This is a genomic window from Streptomyces cyanogenus (assembly GCF_017526105.1).
Taxonomy (GTDB): domain Bacteria; phylum Actinomycetota; class Actinomycetes; order Streptomycetales; family Streptomycetaceae; genus Streptomyces; species Streptomyces cyanogenus.
On record NZ_CP071839.1, the window covers coordinates 4,756,387 to 4,773,935 of the forward strand.

Here is a 17,549-nt window from a genome sequence, read left to right on the forward strand (position 1 = left end):
CAGACGGGCCTTGCCGTGGCCGGGGTCATTGCGGAGGATGCGGGGTGGGGACCGGGGCCCCCGTGCCGGCATCGGCAGGGGCGGACCGCTACCCGGAGTAACAACAGGAGACAGCGATGTCCCAAAAGGCTCACCCCCCTTACGAGGCCGCTGAGCCCGAGACCCCGAACCTGGATTTCGCGGGGACGACGCCGTACGAGGACTACGTCAGGGCAGACGTCCTCACCCACCTCCAGCACACCCTCTCCGACGACCCCGGAGAGATGGTCTTCCTGGTGACCACCCAGGTCATGGAGCTGTGGTTCACCGTCATCGTGCACGAGTGGGAGACCGCCGCACAGGCGCTCCGCTCGGACGACGTGCCCACCGCGATCGCCGCGCTGAAGCGCTCCGTGCGGGAACTGGAGGCCCTGAACGCCTCCTGGAAGCCGCTCGGCCAGCTGACCCCGGCCCAGTTCAACTCCTACCGCAGCGCGCTCGGCGAGGGCTCCGGCTTCCAGTCGGCGATGTACCGGCGCCTGGAGTTCCTGCTCGGCGAGAAGTCCGCCTCCATGCTCGTACCGCACCGCGGCGCCCCCCGCGTCCACGCGGAACTGGAGAAGGCCCTGCACGAGCCGAGCCTGTACGACGAGGTGGTACGGCTCCTCGCCCGCCGCGGCCACGCCGTCCCCGACTCCGTGCTGCACCGGGACGTCTCCGAGCGGTACGAGCCCTCGGAGGCCGTCGAGGCCGCCTGGACCGCCGTCTACGCGGGTGACGAGAGCGACGAGCTGGCCCGCCTCGGCGAGGCGCTGACCGACGTCGCCGAACTGGTCTGGCGCTGGCGCAACGACCACCTGGTCGCCACCCGGCGCGCGATGGGCGCCAAGGCCGGCACCGGCGGCTCCGCGGGCGTGGCGTGGCTGGAGAAGCGCGCCCGGAAGAACGTCTTCCCCGAGCTGTGGACGGCGAGGTCCCATGTCTGAGCTGCCCCTGCTCGCGCAGAAACTGGACGAGGCCGACGAACTCGCCTCCCTGCGGGACCGTTTCGTCCTCGACACCGCCTCCGATGACGCGGCCGGCGCAGCGGGGGTCTACCTGGACGGCAACTCCCTGGGCGCGCTGCCCGCGCACGTCCCCGACCGGGTCGCGGACGTCGTCCGCCGCCAGTGGGGTGAACTGCGCATCCGCTCCTGGGAGGAGAGCGGCTGGTGGACGGCGCCCGAGCGGATCGGCGACCGGATCGCCCCGCTGGTCGGCGCGGCACCCGGCCAGATCGTCGTCGGCGACTCCACCAGCGTCAACGTCTTCAAGGCGGTGGTCGCCGCGATCCGCATGGCGGCCGACGGCCGGGACGAACTCCTGGTGGACGCCACGACCTTCCCCACGGACGGCTACATCGCCGAGTCGGCGGCCCGGCTGACCGGCCGTACGCTGCGCCCGGTGACCCCGGACGAGGTACCGGCGGCGCTGGGCGAGCGCACCGCCGCGGTGCTGCTCAACCACGTCGACTACCGCACCGGCCGGCTGCACGACCTCCCGGCGCTCACCGCCGCGGTCCACGCCGCCGGCGCCCTCGTGGTCTGGGACCTGTGCCACAGCGCGGGCGCGCTGCCGGTGGGCCTGGACGAGCACGGTGTCGATCTCGCGGTCGGCTGCACCTACAAGTACCTGAACGGCGGCCCGGGTTCACCGGCGTACCTGTACGTGCGGCGGGAACTGCAGGACCGCTTCGACTCCCCGCTGCCCGGCTGGAACTCGCACGCCGAGCCCTTCGGCATGAGCCCGTCCTACGCCCCGGCGGCGGGCGCGCTCCGCGGCCGGGTGGGCACCCCGGACATCCTCTCCCTGCTGGCGCTGGAGGCCGCCCTCGACGTCTGGGACGGGGTGTCGGTCGACGCCGTCCGCGCCAAGTCCCTGGCGCTGACGGACTTCTTCCTGCGGTGCGTGGACGAGTACACCGAGCCGGGCCGGGTGGAGTGCGTGACCCCCCGGCGGCACGTGGAGCGCGGCAGCCAGATCGCCCTGCGCTGCCCGGACGCGGGTGCGGTGATGAAGCGCCTGATCGCCCGGGGAGTGGTGGGCGACTTCCGCCACCCCGACGTCCTCCGCTTCGGCTTCACCCCGCTGTACGTGGGCTTCCGGGACGTGGAGCGGGCGGCCCGGGTGCTGGGGGAGGAGCTGGCCTAGCACCGGCGGTACCGGGGCCCCGCGCCGGGCGGCGCGCGGCCCCGGGTGTCCCGCCCGACGAACCGATGCACCTCACCGTGCGTGACATCCCCGTATCGCCGCACGTCACCGTGCTGATACCGTCCCGGCCGACGGCCGATTTCCCACCTGGTCCGCCGAACTTGTCCTGTCGCTGAGAGGTTGGAGCATGCCGGACGACGCCGCAGCAGCCCGTGCCGCCGCCGAAGAGGAGTCGGCCTTCTCGCACTCCCCGGTCGATCCCGACGTCACGGCCGCGTACGGTGACCACCCCGACCAGGTGATCGACTTCTACGCTCCCCGCCCCGGCCCGGACCCCGCCTCGCTCGCCCCGCTGGTGGTGGTCCTGCACGGCGGCGCCTGGCGCGCCCGCTACGACCGTCGCCACATCACGCCCTTCGCGGACCACCTGGCTCGCAGGGGCTTCGCGGTGGCCAACGTGGAGTACCGACGGGGTGGTGCGGGCGATGCGGGGGGTGCCGGTGGTGCCGGGGGTGTTCCGGCCGACGGCACGCCGCCGGCCGGTCGCTGGCCCGACACCTTCGACGACGTCGCGGCGGCCCTGGACGCCCTGCCCGCGCTGGTCCGCGAGGCGCTGCCGCAGGCGGATCCCCGCCGTACGGTGCTGACCGGCCACTCGGCGGGCGGTCATCTGGCGCTGTGGGCGGCGGCCCGTCATGTCCTCCCCGCGGACGCCGCCTGGCGCACGGACCGCCCGGCGCCGCTGCGCGGTGTCGTCGCGCTCGCCCCGATCGCGGACTTCGAGGTGGCGGAGAAGCTGGGCGTCTGTGAGCACGCGTCCCTGCAACTCCTCGGCGGGCAGGACGGGTTCGCCCTGCGCCGCCCGTACGCGGACCCGGTGCTGCTCCTGCCGACGGGCATCGCCACGACCCTTGTCCAGGGCCGTAGCGACCTGGTGGTGCCGCAGCAGGTGGCCGAGTCGTACGCGGAGGCGGCGGCGAAGGCGGGAGAGATGGTCGGGGTGACGCTGCTGGCGGACGTGGGCCACTTCCCGCTGATCGACCCCGCGGCCGACGCGTGCGCGGTGGTGGCGGAGGAGATCGCCCAACTGGCTTGGTAGACAACGGGGTCAGCCCCCTTGTGGGCCGGCCCCGGTGCTACCCGTAATACCTGAGAGCTACCCCCCAGGACAGCTCCCCGGCGGGACGCCGGCGACTGCCCCCACTCCGTAACTTCCTTCCCACCCAGGCCCACCACCCGGGCCCCCGGAAAGGAAGCCACCCATGGGGCACCCCCATCCCGACCCAACCCACCCCACCCAGGCGTCCTTTCCGCCTGCACCCGGCGACCGGTGGGGCGGCCCGGCGCTCTTTCCGCCTGCGTCCGGTGACCGGTTGGGTGGTCCGGCGCTCTTTCCGCCTGCACCTGGCGACCGGTGGGGCGGCCCGGGGTCCTTTTCGCCTGCGTCCGGTGACTGGTTGGGTGGTCCGGCGGTCCTCCCGCCTGCACCCGGCGACCGGTTGGGTGGCCCGGGGTCCTTTCGGCCTGCGTCCGGTGACTGGTTGGGTGGTCCGGCGCTCTTTCCGCCTGCACCTGGCGACCGGTGGGGCGGCCCGGGGTCCTTTTCGCCTGCGTCCGGTGACTGGTTGGGTGGTCCGGCGGTCCTCCCGTCCCACCCCGGTGCGCCCTCGCGCGGTCCGGCGGCGTTTTCGGCTTGCGTGGGTGCGGTTCGGCGCGGGCCGGCAGGCGGTACCGGCCGTGCTGTACGGTCCGGCGGCTCCGGGCCTTCTCCGCGTCCCGACAACCCACGGCCGGCGACGGTGAGTTCGTCCCAAGGGAGCCACCCGCAGCCGACGGCGGGAGCCGCACGGGCGGTGCCGGTGGGCAACACCGCCCCGCGCCCGAAAACCCACCGCCCCCACCCCCTCCGAGCCGTCCGCCGAACCCTCCTCCCGGCACTGCTCACCGCCGCCGTGGTCGTCCCCCTCGCCGGCGCGGCCCGCCCGGGCATCCCCGCCCCACCCCCCGCACCCCTCACCACCCTCACCCCCTCCACCCTGCACGCCACCTACGAGGCGAACCGGGAGAACGCCGCCGAGGCCGCCCGCATGGCCGCCGCCCACGGAGACCCCCACCGCGCCGCGGCGGACCAGGCCCTCGCCTCCCCGTCCCGCCACCTCCTCACCTTCGACGGCCGGGGAGAAGGCCAGGCCACCGAGGTCCTCGGCGACCTCACGCACGCACAGCACATCGCCGTCCTGGTCCCCGGCTCGGACACCTCCCTGGACACCTACGCCCGCTTCCACCGAGCCGCCGCGTCCCTGTACGAGGAACTCACCCGCCACCACACCCACGTCGCCGTCGTCGCCTGGCTCGGCTACGAGACCCCGGCCACGGTCGGCACCACCGTGGCCACCACCACCCGAGCCGACGAAGCCGCCCCGCGCCTGCGCGCCTTCGTCCACCGGCTGCACACCGTGACCCCCGCCGGCGCGCACGTCTCCCTCCTGTGCCACTCCTACGGCTCGGTGGTCTGCGGCCGGGCCGCCCCCGGCCTCGACGCGGACGACATCGCCCTCGTCGGCAGCCCCGGCACCACCGCGGACTCCGCCGCCGCCCTGCACACCCGCGCCCGGATCTGGGCGGCCCGCGGCACCGGCGACTGGGTGGCAGACGTCCCGCACATCCGTGCCGACCTCTTCGGCACCACCGTCGGCTTCGGCACCGACCCCGTCTCCCCCGCCTTCGGCGCCCGCGTCTTCGACGCGGCCGGTGCCGACCACAGCGGCTACTTCACCCCGGGCTCGGCCTCCCTCGCCAACCTCGCCCGGATCACCCTCGACGCCCCCTCGGAGGTAACCCGTGGCTGAGCCGGCCCCGAGCGCCCGCCCCCACGCCCCGCACCGCGCACTGCACGCGATCCGCCAGGGCGCCCACCGCGTGGACGCCGCCACCCCCGCCTCCCGCGACCGCGCGGTCGACGCCCTGCGCGCCGTGGCGATCCTCGGCGTCGTCCTCGGCCACTGGCTGGTCACCGCCCTGGTCGCGCAGGACGGCGCGCTGCACACGGCGAGCCCGTTGCAGCACATGCCCCGGCTGGCCCCGGTCTCCTGGCTGTTCCAGACCCTGGCCGTGTTCTTCCTGGTCGGCGGCCAGGTGGCGGCCCGCGGCCTGGCCTCGGCCCGCGCGAGGGGCGACTCCTGCGCCGACTGGCTGCGGGCCCGCCTGACCCGCCTGCTCCGCCCGGTCGCCGCCCTCCTCACCCTGTGGACGGTGGCGGCCACCACCCTGCTGCTCACCGGCGCCTCCCCGGCCACCCTCCACACCCTGCTGAACCTGGCGCTGTCCCCCCTGTGGTTCCTGCTGGTCTTCGCCGCGCTGACGGCCCTCACCCCGCTCGTCACCCGCCTGAACCCGCTCTGGCCGCTCGCCGTGGTCCTGCACGTGGACCTGCTCCGCTTCGGCCTGCACCTCGGCCCGTCCTGGCTCGGCTGGGTGAACCTGGCCGCCGGCTGGCTGGTCCCCTACACCCTCGGCGCGGCCTGGGCCCGGGGCGAGCTGCACAGCCGGCGCTCGGCGTGGGCCCTCCTCCTCGGCGGCGCCGCGGCCACCGCGGTCCTCGTCGGGTGCGCGGGCTACCCGGCGTCCATGGTCGGCGTCCCGGGCAGCGCGGTCTCCAACCTGAACCCCCCGACCCTGGCGGCCGTCACGTTCGGCCTGGCCCAGTGCGGCCTGGCGCTGCTGCTGCGCGACCGGCTGCGCCGTGCGCTGGCCCGCCCGCTCGCGTGGGCGGCCGTGGCGCTCGTCAACCTCTCGGTGATGACGATATTCCTGTGGCACCAGACGGCCATGATGGCCGTGACGGCCACGGGTCTCCTGGCCGGCCGCCTGCCCGGCCTGCACACCGCTCCCGACTCCCCGGCCTGGGTGGCGTACCGCCTCGCCTGGCTGCCCCTGTTCCTCCTGGCGCTGACCGTGTGCCGGGCCGCCTTCCGCCACCACGAACAGGGACCGCGCCGCCCCCGCAACCGCCCGTCCCGGACGGTCCACCGCCATCTCCCGCCGACGAAGTCCCCCCACCATGCCTAAGGTTGACCTCGTGAAGCCCGCGGACCCGAGCCCCAGACCCGCCCCCGCCGAGGGCCCGCGGCTCCCGTCCGGCGACACCGCCCGCTTCGGCCGGCGCCTGCGCGCCTGGCTGGGCGAGGCCCCCACCCGCCACTCGCCGCCCTTCTCCAGGTACCGCTGGGTCCGCCTCCTCACCTACCTCTTCCTGGCCTGGGCGGCCCTGGCCATCGCCCTCGCCGGCGGCGTCGACGTCTCCGAGTCGTACGGCCTCGCCTACCCCGTCGCCCTCCTCACCACGTCCGCCCAGGCCGCCGCTGTCGTGCTGGCCGTCCGGCGTCCCGTGCCCGCCTGGGCGGTGTCCCTGACCGCCGCCACCGCTGTCGCCCTGCTGGCCCGTCCCCATCTGGAGTCCGTCGCGTCGTCCGGCCCCAACTGGCCTTGGTCCACGCCGACGTTGCTGGCCCACATGGCCGTGCTGCTCCTCTTCGCGCTGCGCGTGCGGCTGAGCGGCACGCTGACCGTGCTCCTCGTGACCACCGCGGTGACCTACGTCCTGCAGGCCGGCCTGGCGACCGGGCACTACTCCGGTACCGGCACGGTCGCCGTCGGCCTGTTCGGCATCGCCGTCGCCATCGGCGGCACCCTGCGCAGCCGCCAGGAGGCCCGTCGCGCACTGGTCCAGCAGACGACGATCACCGCCGAGGAGCGGGCCCGCCGCACCCTGCTGGAGGAGCGCAACCGGATCGCCCGCGAGCTGCACGACGTGGTCGCCCACCACATGTCGGTGATCTCGATCCAGGCCCAGGTGGCCCCCCACCTGGTGAAGGAGCCCTCCGAGGAGCTGCTGGAGAACCTCGCCGGCATCCGCGGCAACGCCCTGGAGGCACTCACCGAACTGCGCCGGGTGCTCGGCGTGCTGCGCTCCGAGAACCCCGAGGACCCCTACGGCCTGGGCGGCCCCGGCACCGGAGCGGCCCCGGACGCCCCCCAGCCCACGCTGGACCGGCTCGACGTGCTGATCGAGAACACCCGCGCGGCCGGGCTGGACGTGACCGCGGAGGTCGTCGGCGAGGTCCGGCCGTACGCTCCGGGGGTGGAGCTGTCGGCGTACCGGATCGTGCAGGAGGCGCTGAGCAACGCCCTGCGGCACGCGCCGGGGGCCCGGGTCGGCGTCGAGGTCGGGCACCTGCCGAAGGGCCTGCACCTGAAGGTGACCAACTCCCCGCCCCGGCACCCCGCCCCGCCGTCCCCGGGCGCCGGGCACGGACTGCTCGGCATGCGGGAGCGGGCGGCGATGCTCGGCGGCCACGTCATCGCGGAGAGCACCTCGGGCGGCGGCTTCAGCGTCACGGCCTTCCTCCCCGGGGACAGCGCCCCGACCCCGCCCGACCAGCCACCGACAGGAGACCAGACCCCATGACCAGCGGTACCGGCAGCATCCGGGTCCTCATCGCCGACGACCAGGAGATGGTGCGGCAGGGCTTCACCGTGCTGCTCGACGCCCAGCCCGACATCGAGGTGGTCGGGCAGGCGGTGCACGGCCGGGACGCGATCGCCCGGACCGCCGAACTGGCACCGGACGTGGTGCTGATGGACGTCCGGATGCCGGAGCTGGGCGGCATCGAGGCGACCCGCCGGATCACCGAGGACCATCCCGCCGTCAGAGTGCTGGTGCTGACCACGTTCGACCTGGACGAGTACGTGTACGACGCGCTGCGGGCGGGGGCGTCCGGCTTCCTGCTCAAGGACGCCTCCGCGGACAAGCTGGCCGAGGCGGTGCGGGTCGTGGCCGCGGGCGACGCCCTCCTGGCCCCCGGCATCACCCGCCGGCTCATCGCCGAGTTCTCCCGCCTGGACGGCAACGGCAGCGGCCGCGCCCCGCTCAGGCGGCGCGTCGGCGACCTCACGGAGCGGGAGACGGAGGTGCTGGCGCTGATCGCGCAGGGCCTGTCGAACGCGGAGATCGCCGAGCGGCTGGTCGTGGCCGAGCAGACCGTGAAGACCCACGTCGGCCGCATCCTGGTCAAGCTGGGCCTGCGCGACCGCACCCAGGCGGCGGTGTTCGCCTACGAGTCGGGCGTGGTCCGGCCCGGGAGCCGCTGACCTTCACGGGTGGCCCGTAGTACCTGAGAGGGACCTCCCAGGACCCTCCTCCAAGGGGACGACCGCGCACCCGGTCCGCGCCTACCGTTTCCCACGTGATCGAGACGACCCAGACGCAGTCGACGCCGCCGGATCCGCCGGACGGCGCGTTCGAGCCGTACAAGCCGCGCAGCCCCGAGTTCCGCGCGGCGGCGGACGCCCTGCGCGGGCTGCGGCAGGACCTGTTCCACCAGGCCTTCGCCTACCGGCCGCTGCCCCGCATGGCGGTGGACGGCCCCGTGACCCGCCATCTCTCCGAGCGGATGAAGCGCTACGCGGCCTGGACCCCGCACGCCGTGGTGGTGTGCGGCGGAGTCGTGGCGATGCTCGTGGGCGTGGCGGGCTCGGACGCCGGCGGCGGGACCGTGCTGTGCGGGCTGCTCGCCCTGGCCCCGGTGCTGCTCACCCTGGTGCGCCCGGTCGGCGCGTTCTGGCTGTCGTTCGCCGCGACGGCGGCCACCGCGGTCCTCGGCAGCACCTGGGGCAGCTGGCCCTGGCTGCCCGGCAGCCTCGTCTCCCATCTGCTGGTGCTCACGATCGTCGCGATCCGCACCCGCCCGCGCACGGCGGCCTGGATGTGGCTGCTGACCGCGCTGTACGGCTTCTGGGCCGAGACCGTCTTCGGCTACGCGCACTACGACACCGACACCGCCCCCATGCTGGTCGTGTCCGCGCTGGCGCTGCTGGTCGTCACGGTCGGGCACATACGCCGGCAGGCCGAGCAGGAGGTGACCGCCCAGCAGACGGTGACCGAGCACGAGCGTTCGCGGCGCACCCTGCTGGAGGAGCGCACCACGATCGCCCGTGAACTGCACGACGTGGTCGCCCACCACATGTCGGTGGTCGCCATCCAGGCGGAGGCCGCGCCCTACCGGGTGGAGAACCCGCCGCCGGAGCTGGAGAAGGCGTTCGCCACCATCCGGGAGAACGCGGTGGCGGCCCTGACCGAGCTGCGCCGGGTCCTCGGCGTGGTCCGCGCGGAGGACTACGAGGCCCCGGACGCCCCGCAGCCCACCCTGGCCGATCTGGACGGCCTGCTGGCCAACGTGCGCGAGGCCGGCCTGGCGGTGGAGAAGGCGGTGACCGGCGCGGTGCGCGAACTCCCGCAGGGTGTGGAGCTGTCGGCGTACCGGATCGTGCAGGAGGCGCTGAGCAACACGCTGCGCCACGCTCCGGGCGCCACCGCCCGGGTCGAGATCGGCTATGTCCTCGGCGGCCTGGGCCTGCGCGTGGTCAACGGCCCGCCGCCCGCCCCGCACCTGGTGAAGCCCTCTCCCGGTGCCGGGCACGGGATCACGGGCATGCGGGAGCGTGTCTCGATGCTCGGCGGCGAGATGACGGCGGCCCCCACGGCCGAGGGCGGCTACGAGGTGACGGTCTTCCTGCCGGTGCCGGCGGCGGCCCCTGCGACCGAGGACGGGGCATGACGATCCGCGTACTGATCGCGGACGACCAGATGATGGTCCGCGAGGGTTTCTCCGTGCTGCTGAACGCGATGCCGGGCATCGAGGTCGTCGGCGAGGCGGTCAACGGCCGGGAGGCGGTCGAGCGGGTGCGGGAACTGTCCCCGGACGTCGTCCTGATGGACATCCGCATGCCGGAGCTGAACGGCATCGAGGCGACCCGGGAGATCGTCGCCGCCGACGGGACGGCGAAGGTGCTGGTGCTGACCACGTTCGACCTGGACGAGTACGTGTACCAGGCGCTGCGCGCGGGCGCCTCCGGCTTCCTGCTCAAGGACGCCTCGGCGCGCCAACTGGCCGACGGGGTGCGGGTGGTGGCGGACGGCGAGGCGCTCCTGGCGCCCTCGGTCACCAAACGGCTGATCACGGAGTTCTCCCGGCTGGCGGACACCCCCCGCCTGATGCCGGGGGCCCAGGCGGCGTACGGGGAACTGACGGAACGTGAGACGGAGGTGCTGGTCCTGATCGCGCAGGGCCTGTCGAACGCGGAGATCGCCGGACGGCTGGTGGTGGCGGAGTCGACGATCAAGACCCATGTGAGCCGCATCCTGGTGAAGCTGGGCCTGCGCGACCGAACCCAGGCCGCGGTGTTCGCCTACGAGGCGAGGCTGGTCACACCGGGCTGACCGGCCATCAAGTCGTGCACGGCCGTTCCTGTTACCAACTAGTGTTCGATGGTGCATGCGTGCGGCTCGCATGCGCGAACGGCTTCGAGGTGACGGGAAGGCACACGGGGGATGGGCTACGTTCTGCCGGGATGGGCCGACGAGATCCTGGACTTCATCGGGATCAACTGGCCGAACGTCGACGAGGACGACTACCGCGACATGGCTGACGCCATGCGGGACTTCGCGGACAGGTTCGAGGGCCATGGCGGTGACGCCCACCAGGCGGTGTCCCGGATCCTGTCCTCCTCGCAGGGCTGGGCCGTCGATGCGATGGAGAAGCACTGGTCGCACGTCAAGACGGGGCACTTGGAGAAGATCCCGGAGATTGCCAGGTTGTTCGCGGACGCGTGTGACGTGGTCGCCGACATCATCTTCGGGATGAAGACCAAGGCCGAGATCGAACTCGGTGCGATGGCCGCCTCGTTGGGTATCTCGGTGGGGCTCGCCGTGTTCACCGGTGGTCTGTCGGCGGTCATCGGCGCGGCCGAGACCGTGGCGATGCGCCAGGCGATCAAACGGATCATCGACGAGGCCGCCGACCGGATCGTGGACGAACTGATGGCGCGGGTGACCGAGCCGGTCAACGCCAAGCTGGAGGCCATGGTCGAGGACATGGTCTTCGACCTGGTGGACGACGCCTTCTCGCTGCCTCCCGTGCCGGGCGACGGGAGCCCGGGCGGCAAGCACGGCGGCGGCATGCAGCTGGCCTCCGCCGGCGGCGGTGACGGCGGCGGGGCCGGGTCCGGGGCCGGCAAGCGGACCGTAATCGACCACGTCGAGTTCGAGGACGGCGCGGGCAAGGTCTCCTTCCACGGCGGCGAACTGCACCGGGCCGGCTCGGGCTCGCTGGTGAAGGCCAGGGGCGCCTTCGGCCGTACTCACGGCAGGGACTCCTTCACCAAGGCCTTCGACTCCGTCCTGGAAGGTGCCCTGAAGGGCACGGAGAAAGCACTGGCCAAGATCACCAAGCATGTCACCGAGACCATCCCGGACCGGGTGAAGGCCACCTCCCGCCTGCACAAAGGCATCGACCTCGGCGTCCGCGACCGGGTCAACGCCATCGACGGCGGCAAGAAGGGCGGCCACGACGTCGGCGGCCACGGGCGGGCCGGCGGACCGGGCCGCAAGCGCCCCGCGTCGCTGCGCACGGTGCTGGACAGCGTCCGCGAGAAGGCGATCGTGCTGAGACAGCGTCGCTGCAGGACCGACCCGGTCGACATCGCGAGCGGCGAGATGGTGCTCTCCCAGAGGGACCTCGCGCTGCCCGGCGTGCTGCCGTTGGAGGTGCGGCGCACCCACATATCCGGATACGGGTACGGGCACTGCTTCGGCCCCAGCTGGGCCTCCACCCTGGACGAGCGGCTGGAGCCGACCGGCTCCGGCGCGGTCTGGGCCCGCCCCGACGGGTCCCTGCTCGTCTATCCGCACCTGCCGCGCGAGGCGGGCGAGGAGGTGCTGCCTGCGGAGGGCGAGCGGATCGCCCTCACCTTCGTGGAGCGATCAGACCTCGGCGAGGTCACCTACGCCACGGTCGACGTCCGCTCCGGCCTGACCCGCCGTTTCACCGGCAGCCCGTACTCCTCGGGCGGCCTGTACTGGCTGAACGACATCGAGGACCGCAACGGCAACGGCGTGCGGTTCGTCCGCGACGACGAAGGCCTGCCCACGGCGCTCGTCCACGAGGGCGGTTACCGCGTGCGCGTCACCCGGGACACGGATCTCGCCCGGGTCACGGCCTTGGAGCTGGAGACGCCCGAGGGCCCGGTCCGGGTCGCCTCGTTCACGTACGACGAGCACCACGACCTGGTGGGCGTGTCGGGTTCCCGGGGCGTGCCCCTGCGGTTCACCTACGACGACGAGCACCGCGTCACCTCGTGGACCGACCGCAACGGCCACACCTACGGCTATGTGTACGACGCGGCCGGCCGGGTCGTGGAGACGATCGGCCCCGACGGCGCGCTCTCCTCGCGCTTCGCCTACGACACCGCCGCCCGCGAGACCCGCTTCACCGACTCCACCGGCGCGGTCACCGTCACCCGCTTCAACCACCTCCGCCAGACGATCAGCGAGACCGACCCGCTCGGCAACACCGTGCACTTCGAGTGGGACCGTTACGACAACCTGCTGTCCCGCACCGACGAGCAGGGGCACACCTCCCGGTTCACGTACGACGACGCCGGCAACCTCCTCACCGTCCACTACCCGGACGGTCGCCAGGCCTCGACCACGTACAACGCGCTGCACCTGCCCGAGACGACGACCGGCCCGGACGGCACCGTGTGGCGCAACGTCTTCGACGAGCGGGGCAACCGCACCGCGGTCGTCGCACCGGACGGCACCGCGACCACGTTCACCCACGACGCGACGGGCGCCGTGGCCACGGTCACGTTCCCGACCGGCGAGACGGAGACCCGTACCCACGACGAGGCGGGCCTGACCCTCTCGGTCACCGACCCGCGGGGTGCCACCTACACGGTGCGCCGGGACGCCTTCGGCCGGCCGTACGAGTCGGTCGACCCGGCGGGCTCCGCCACCCGCCTGGAATGGACGGCGGACGGCTGGCTGACCCGGCGGACCGCACCGGACGGGTCCACGGAGTCGTGGACGTACGACGAAGAGGGCAACTGCCTCACCCACACCGATCCGCTCGGCGGCGTGACCCGCTTCGAGTACACGTGGTTCGACCTGCTCGCCGCCCGCACGGGCAGGGACGGGGCGCGGTACGAGTTCACGTACGACACCGAGCTGCGGATCAGCACGGTCGGCAACCCGCAGGGGAAGACGTGGACGTACCGGTACGGCCCGTCGGGGTTGACCGAATCCGAGACCGACTTCGACGGACGCGTCACCCGCTGCGAGTACGACGCCGTGGGCCGTCTCGTCGCCCGGACGACGCCGCTCGGCCAGCGCATCGCCTTCACCTTCGACGCGGTGGGCAACGTGCTGGCGAAGGACGCCGACGGCGTGGTCACCCGCTACACCTACGACGACGCCGACCGGCTCGTCTCCGCCGTCTCCCCGACCTCCTCGCTCACCCTGGAACGCGACGCCCTGGGCCGCCTGCTGGCGGAGACCGTCGACGGGCGCAGCATGCGGTTCGGCTACGACCGGCACGGCGAACTGATCTCGCGCACGACACCGACGGGGGCCACGACGTCGTACACCTACGACAGCGCGGGCGACCGGGTGCGCGTGGACCTCGCCGGGCACACGCTCGGCTTCACCCACGACCTGCTGGGCCGCGAGACCCGGCGCACGGTCGGCCCCGGGCCGGCGTCCGTGACGCTCACTTCCCACTGGGACGTGATGGGCCGCCTCGCCGCCCGGTCGCTGACCACGCCCCGCGGCACGCTCCGGGACCGCTCCTACGGCTACCGGGCCGACGGTTTCCTGACGGACATCACCGACCGGCGGGACGGGTCGGCCTGGCACATCGACCTCGACCCGGTGGGGCGTCCGCTCGGCGTCACCGCCAGCGACTGGTCGGAGCGCTACGCCTACGACGCCGTCGGCAACCAGACGGACGCCCACTGGCCCGACCGGGCACGGCATCCCGAGAGCCGCGGCGCGCGGACCTATGACGGAACCCGGCTGCGCGGCGGGGACGGTGTGCGGTACGAGTACGACGCCGCGGGACGCGTCGTGCTGCGCCGGAAGCGGCGCCTGTCCCGCAAGCCCGACATCTGGCGCTACTCCTGGGACGCGGAGGACCGCCTGGTCTCCTGCACCACTCCCGACGGCACCGTGTGGCGCTACACCTACGACGTGCTGGGCCGCCGCACCGCCAAGCACCGCATGCGCCCCGACGGGCAGGGCATCGCGGCCACGGTCCGCTTCGCCTGGGACGGAACGCAACTGGCCGAGGAGACCGACACGGCCACCGGCGTGACGCTGACCTGGGAGTACGAGGGGCCGCAGCCGATGGCCCAGCTGGAGCGCCGCCTTCCGGCCGACGCCGGTCAGAGCGAGGTGGACAGCCGCTTCTTCGCCATCGTCACCGACGTCATCGGCACCCCGACCGAACTCGTGGACGAGAAGGGCGACATCGCCTGGTACAAGCGCTCAACGGTCTGGGGGATCACCGCCCGCAACCGCGACGCGCGGGCCCACACGCCGCTGCGCTTCCCCGGCCAGTACGCCGACCCGGAGACGGGCCTGCACTACAACCTGAACCGGCACTACGACCCCGAGACGGCCCGCTATGTCTCGGCGGACCCGCTGGGCCTCGTACCCGCCCCGAACCCGGCCGCGTACGTCGTCAACCCCTACACGTGGATGGACCCGGAGGGTCTGGTCGCCAAGGGGTGCACGCAGATCGGCGGCTGGTACGGCGGCCTGCTGCCGGCGAACCGGAAGGCGGACGGAACGCAGTATCCGGGGGCCATGGAGGTCAACCACATCCCGCCCAAGGACGCTTGGCGCAACATCACGGACCCGGGCTTCTACCGGGCGGGAAAGCCGCACAAGAAGCAGAAGGTCAACAACGGCCCGGCGATCCGGATGGAGTACGACGACCATCGCGACCTGTACAGCACGGGCAGCGATCTCCAGGCACAGGCATGGCGGACGTGGCAGCGCGAACTGGTGGACCAGGGGCGCATCACCGAGGCGATGCGGATGGACATCGACGACATCAAGCGCAGGTTCCCGGGCAAGTACGACCAGCACATCGAGGACATGGTGAACAGCCTGAAGGACAACAAACCCTTCCAGGACATGCTCACGAAGCGGGGATGGACCGTCGATGTGACCGAGCTACTACGGTGATCCGGTAGTACTGACCCTCGACGGGAAAGGAGCACACATGGAGGTCGAGATCCGGCCGCACGTCGGCGTCGGGCCGTTCCGGTTCGGCATGCCGTTCGACGAGGCGATGGAGATCGCCCCGACGCTGGGCCGCGTCAGCCATCGGCCGGGAGCCGAACGGCCGCCGGGCAAGTACGTCGTGAACTTCGACGACTCCGCCTTCCAGTACGTCCTGTCCTTCCCCGAGGGCGGCACGCTCACCGGCATCGAGCTGTGGCGCTTCCGTGACGAGGCGGCCGACATCACCGTCACCTTCGACAAGCTGGACGTCTTCCGCACTCCCAGCGAGGAGTTGGTCGAGCAGCTGGAGGAGCATGGCCACGCCGTCTCCTACGACGACGATCTGGGCATCCACGCCCTGCCCGAGCTGAAGATGTCCTTCGCCAACAACAGCTCGTTCGAGTACCCGGTGGACGAGGAGGGCGACCCCCTCTACTTCGACTACGTCCTGGTCAGTACGGACCCCGTCGTCTGAACCATGGACGTCGAGATCCGTCCGCGGACCGGTGCCGGGCCGTTCAGGCTCGGCATGCCGGCCGGGGAAGCGCGCGCCGCGGTGGAGGAACGGGGTCTTTTCCGGACCGTCGCCGCCGACGAGGAGCCGGGGCAGATCGTCCTCACGCACGACGACTCCCGGATGGACATCGTGCTCGGCTTCAGCAAAGGCGCGCTGAGCGGAGTGGAGCTGATCCGCTTCCGGAACGAGGCTGCCGATGTCCGGGTGCTGCTCGACGGGCTCGACGTCTTCCGCACCCCGAGCCAGGACCTCTGCGAACAGCTGGCGGAACGGGGCCACACCATCGAGGAGAACGACCTCGGCTTCGACGCCCTGCCCGAGCTGAAGGTGATCCTCGCGAACCAGAGCAGCCACGAGTACCCGGTGGACGAGGAGGGCGACCCCCTCCACTACGACTACGTCCTGGTCAGCGCCGAGCCCGTCGTGTGAGCCATGAAGGTCGGAACGTGCGGGCAGGCGCCCCTGGTCAGACGTCGCCCGGCGCGCTAGCGTCCCCGCATGGCAGGCCCCACCGACCTCGCGTTCGATCCCTGGGACCCGGCGTTCGTCGCGGACCCCTACCCGGCCTACGCCGAACTGCGGGCCCGCGGCCGGGTGATCCGGTACGAACCGACCGACCAGTGGCTGGTCCCGCACCACGCGGACGTCTCGGCGCTGCTGCGGGACCGCCGGCTCGGCCGCACCTACCAGCACCGCTTCACGCACGAGGAGTTCGGCCGGACCCCGCCCCCGCCGCAGGACGAGCCGTTCCACACCCTCAACGACCACGGGATGCTCGACCTGGAGCCGCCGGACCACACCCGGATCCGGCGCCTGGTGTCGAAGGCGTTCACCCCCCGCACGGTGGAGCGGCTGAGGCCGTACGTCGACGGGCTGGCGAGCGAGCTGGTGGCCGCCCTGGTCCGCGACGGCGGCGGCGACCTGCTGACGGACGTGGCGGAACCGCTGCCGGTGGCGGTGATCGCCGAGATGCTCGGCATTCCCGAGGCGGACCGGGCGCAGTTGCGGCCCTGGTCGGCGGACATCTGCGGGATGTACGAGCTGAACCCGTCGCGGGAGACGGCGGCGAAGGCGGTCCGGGCGTCGGTGGAGTTCTCCGGCTACCTCCGGGAGCTGATCGCGGCCCGCCGCAAGGACCCCGGCGACGACCTGGTCTCCGGCCTGATCGCCGCCCACGACGAGGGCGACCGCCTCACCGAGCAGGAGATGATCTCCACGGCCGTCCTGCTGCTCAACGCGGGCCACGAGGCCACGGTCAACGCCACGGTGAACGGCTGGTGGGCGCTGTTCCGCAACCCGGACCAGCTGGCCGCCCTGCGCGCCGACCACTCCCTGGTCCCGTCCGCGACCGAGGAGCTGATGCGCTACGACACCCCGCTCCAGCTCTTCGAACGCTGGGTCCTGGACGACATCGAGATCGACGGCACGACGATCCCGAGGGGCGCGGAGGTCGCCCTGCTCTTCGGCTCCGCCAACCACGACCCGGCGGTCTTCGCCGACCCCGAGCGCCTGGACCTCACCCGCGGGGACAATCCGCACATCTCCTTCAGCGCCGGCATCCACTACTGCATCGGCGCGCCCCTGGCCCGCATGGAGCTGGCGGCCTCCATGACGGCCCTCCTCCGGCAGGCCCCGACCCTGGCTCCGGCGGCCGAGCCGGAGCGCAGGCCGAACTTCGTGATCCGGGGCCTGAAGGAACTGAGCGTGGAGGTGCGGTGATCCGAGCCCCGTCAGGGG

At 72.8% G+C, this 17,549-nt stretch carries 13 protein-coding genes; all 13 read left to right on the plus strand.

What is annotated here, in order from left to right; all coding sequences use genetic code 11:
* Positions 1–116: 116 nt before the first annotated feature.
* The 13 genes from S1361_RS21385 to S1361_RS21445 all read left to right on the plus strand — a co-directional run bounded on the left by S1361_RS21385 (position 117) and on the right by S1361_RS21445 (position 17,531).
* Positions 117–965, plus strand: a complete 849-nt coding sequence (locus S1361_RS21385) for a tryptophan 2,3-dioxygenase family protein (RefSeq protein WP_208033413.1) — start codon at positions 117–119, stop codon at positions 963–965.
* Positions 958–2,169, plus strand: a complete 1,212-nt coding sequence (kynU, locus tag S1361_RS21390; RefSeq protein WP_208033414.1) for a kynureninase — start codon at positions 958–960, stop codon at positions 2,167–2,169. The genes S1361_RS21385 and kynU overlap by 8 nt, the downstream gene beginning before the upstream one ends.
* Positions 2,170–2,356: 187 nt before the next feature.
* On the plus strand, positions 2,357–3,268 hold the full coding sequence (locus S1361_RS21395) for an alpha/beta hydrolase (RefSeq protein WP_208033415.1): 912 nt from the start codon (positions 2,357–2,359) through the stop codon (positions 3,266–3,268).
* Positions 3,269–4,028: 760 nt separating this feature from the next.
* Positions 4,029–5,018 (plus strand): alpha/beta hydrolase, encoded by a 990-nt coding sequence (locus S1361_RS39315; RefSeq protein WP_243769540.1) that lies wholly within the window; start codon positions 4,029–4,031, stop codon positions 5,016–5,018.
* On the plus strand, positions 5,011–6,237 hold the full coding sequence (locus S1361_RS21405) for an acyltransferase family protein (RefSeq protein WP_243769250.1): 1,227 nt from the start codon (positions 5,011–5,013) through the stop codon (positions 6,235–6,237). The genes S1361_RS39315 and S1361_RS21405 overlap by 8 nt, the downstream gene beginning before the upstream one ends.
* Positions 6,230–7,636 carry a sensor histidine kinase gene (locus S1361_RS21410; RefSeq protein WP_208033417.1) on the plus strand — a complete coding sequence of 469 codons (1,407 nt, stop codon included), beginning with the start codon at positions 6,230–6,232 and terminating at the stop codon, positions 7,634–7,636. The genes S1361_RS21405 and S1361_RS21410 overlap by 8 nt, the downstream gene beginning before the upstream one ends.
* Entirely contained in the window at positions 7,633–8,319 is a 687-nt protein-coding gene (locus tag S1361_RS21415) for a response regulator (protein ID WP_208033418.1), read from the plus strand. The genes S1361_RS21410 and S1361_RS21415 overlap by 4 nt, the downstream gene beginning before the upstream one ends.
* 95 nt (positions 8,320–8,414) lie before the next feature.
* Entirely contained in the window at positions 8,415–9,785 is a 1,371-nt protein-coding gene (locus tag S1361_RS21420) for a sensor histidine kinase (protein WP_208033419.1), read from the plus strand.
* Positions 9,782–10,447: a response regulator gene (locus S1361_RS21425; protein WP_208033420.1), complete on the plus strand. Its 666-nt coding sequence runs from the start codon at positions 9,782–9,784 to the stop codon at positions 10,445–10,447. The genes S1361_RS21420 and S1361_RS21425 overlap by 4 nt, the downstream gene beginning before the upstream one ends.
* 111 nt (positions 10,448–10,558) lie before the next feature.
* Positions 10,559–15,256 carry an RHS repeat-associated core domain-containing protein gene (locus tag S1361_RS21430; protein WP_208033421.1) on the plus strand — a complete coding sequence of 1,566 codons (4,698 nt, stop codon included), beginning with the start codon at positions 10,559–10,561 and terminating at the stop codon, positions 15,254–15,256.
* A gap of 37 nt (positions 15,257–15,293) precedes the next feature.
* Positions 15,294–15,770 (plus strand): hypothetical protein, encoded by a 477-nt coding sequence (locus S1361_RS21435; protein WP_208033422.1) that lies wholly within the window; start codon positions 15,294–15,296, stop codon positions 15,768–15,770.
* Between the two features lie 3 nt (positions 15,771–15,773).
* Positions 15,774–16,241 carry a hypothetical protein gene (locus S1361_RS21440; RefSeq protein WP_208033423.1) on the plus strand — a complete coding sequence of 156 codons (468 nt, stop codon included), beginning with the start codon at positions 15,774–15,776 and terminating at the stop codon, positions 16,239–16,241.
* Between the two features lie 69 nt (positions 16,242–16,310).
* A complete protein-coding gene (locus tag S1361_RS21445) occupies positions 16,311–17,531 on the plus strand; it encodes a cytochrome P450 (protein WP_208033424.1) in 1,221 nt (406 codons plus the stop codon).
* Positions 17,532–17,549 lie beyond the last annotated feature (18 nt).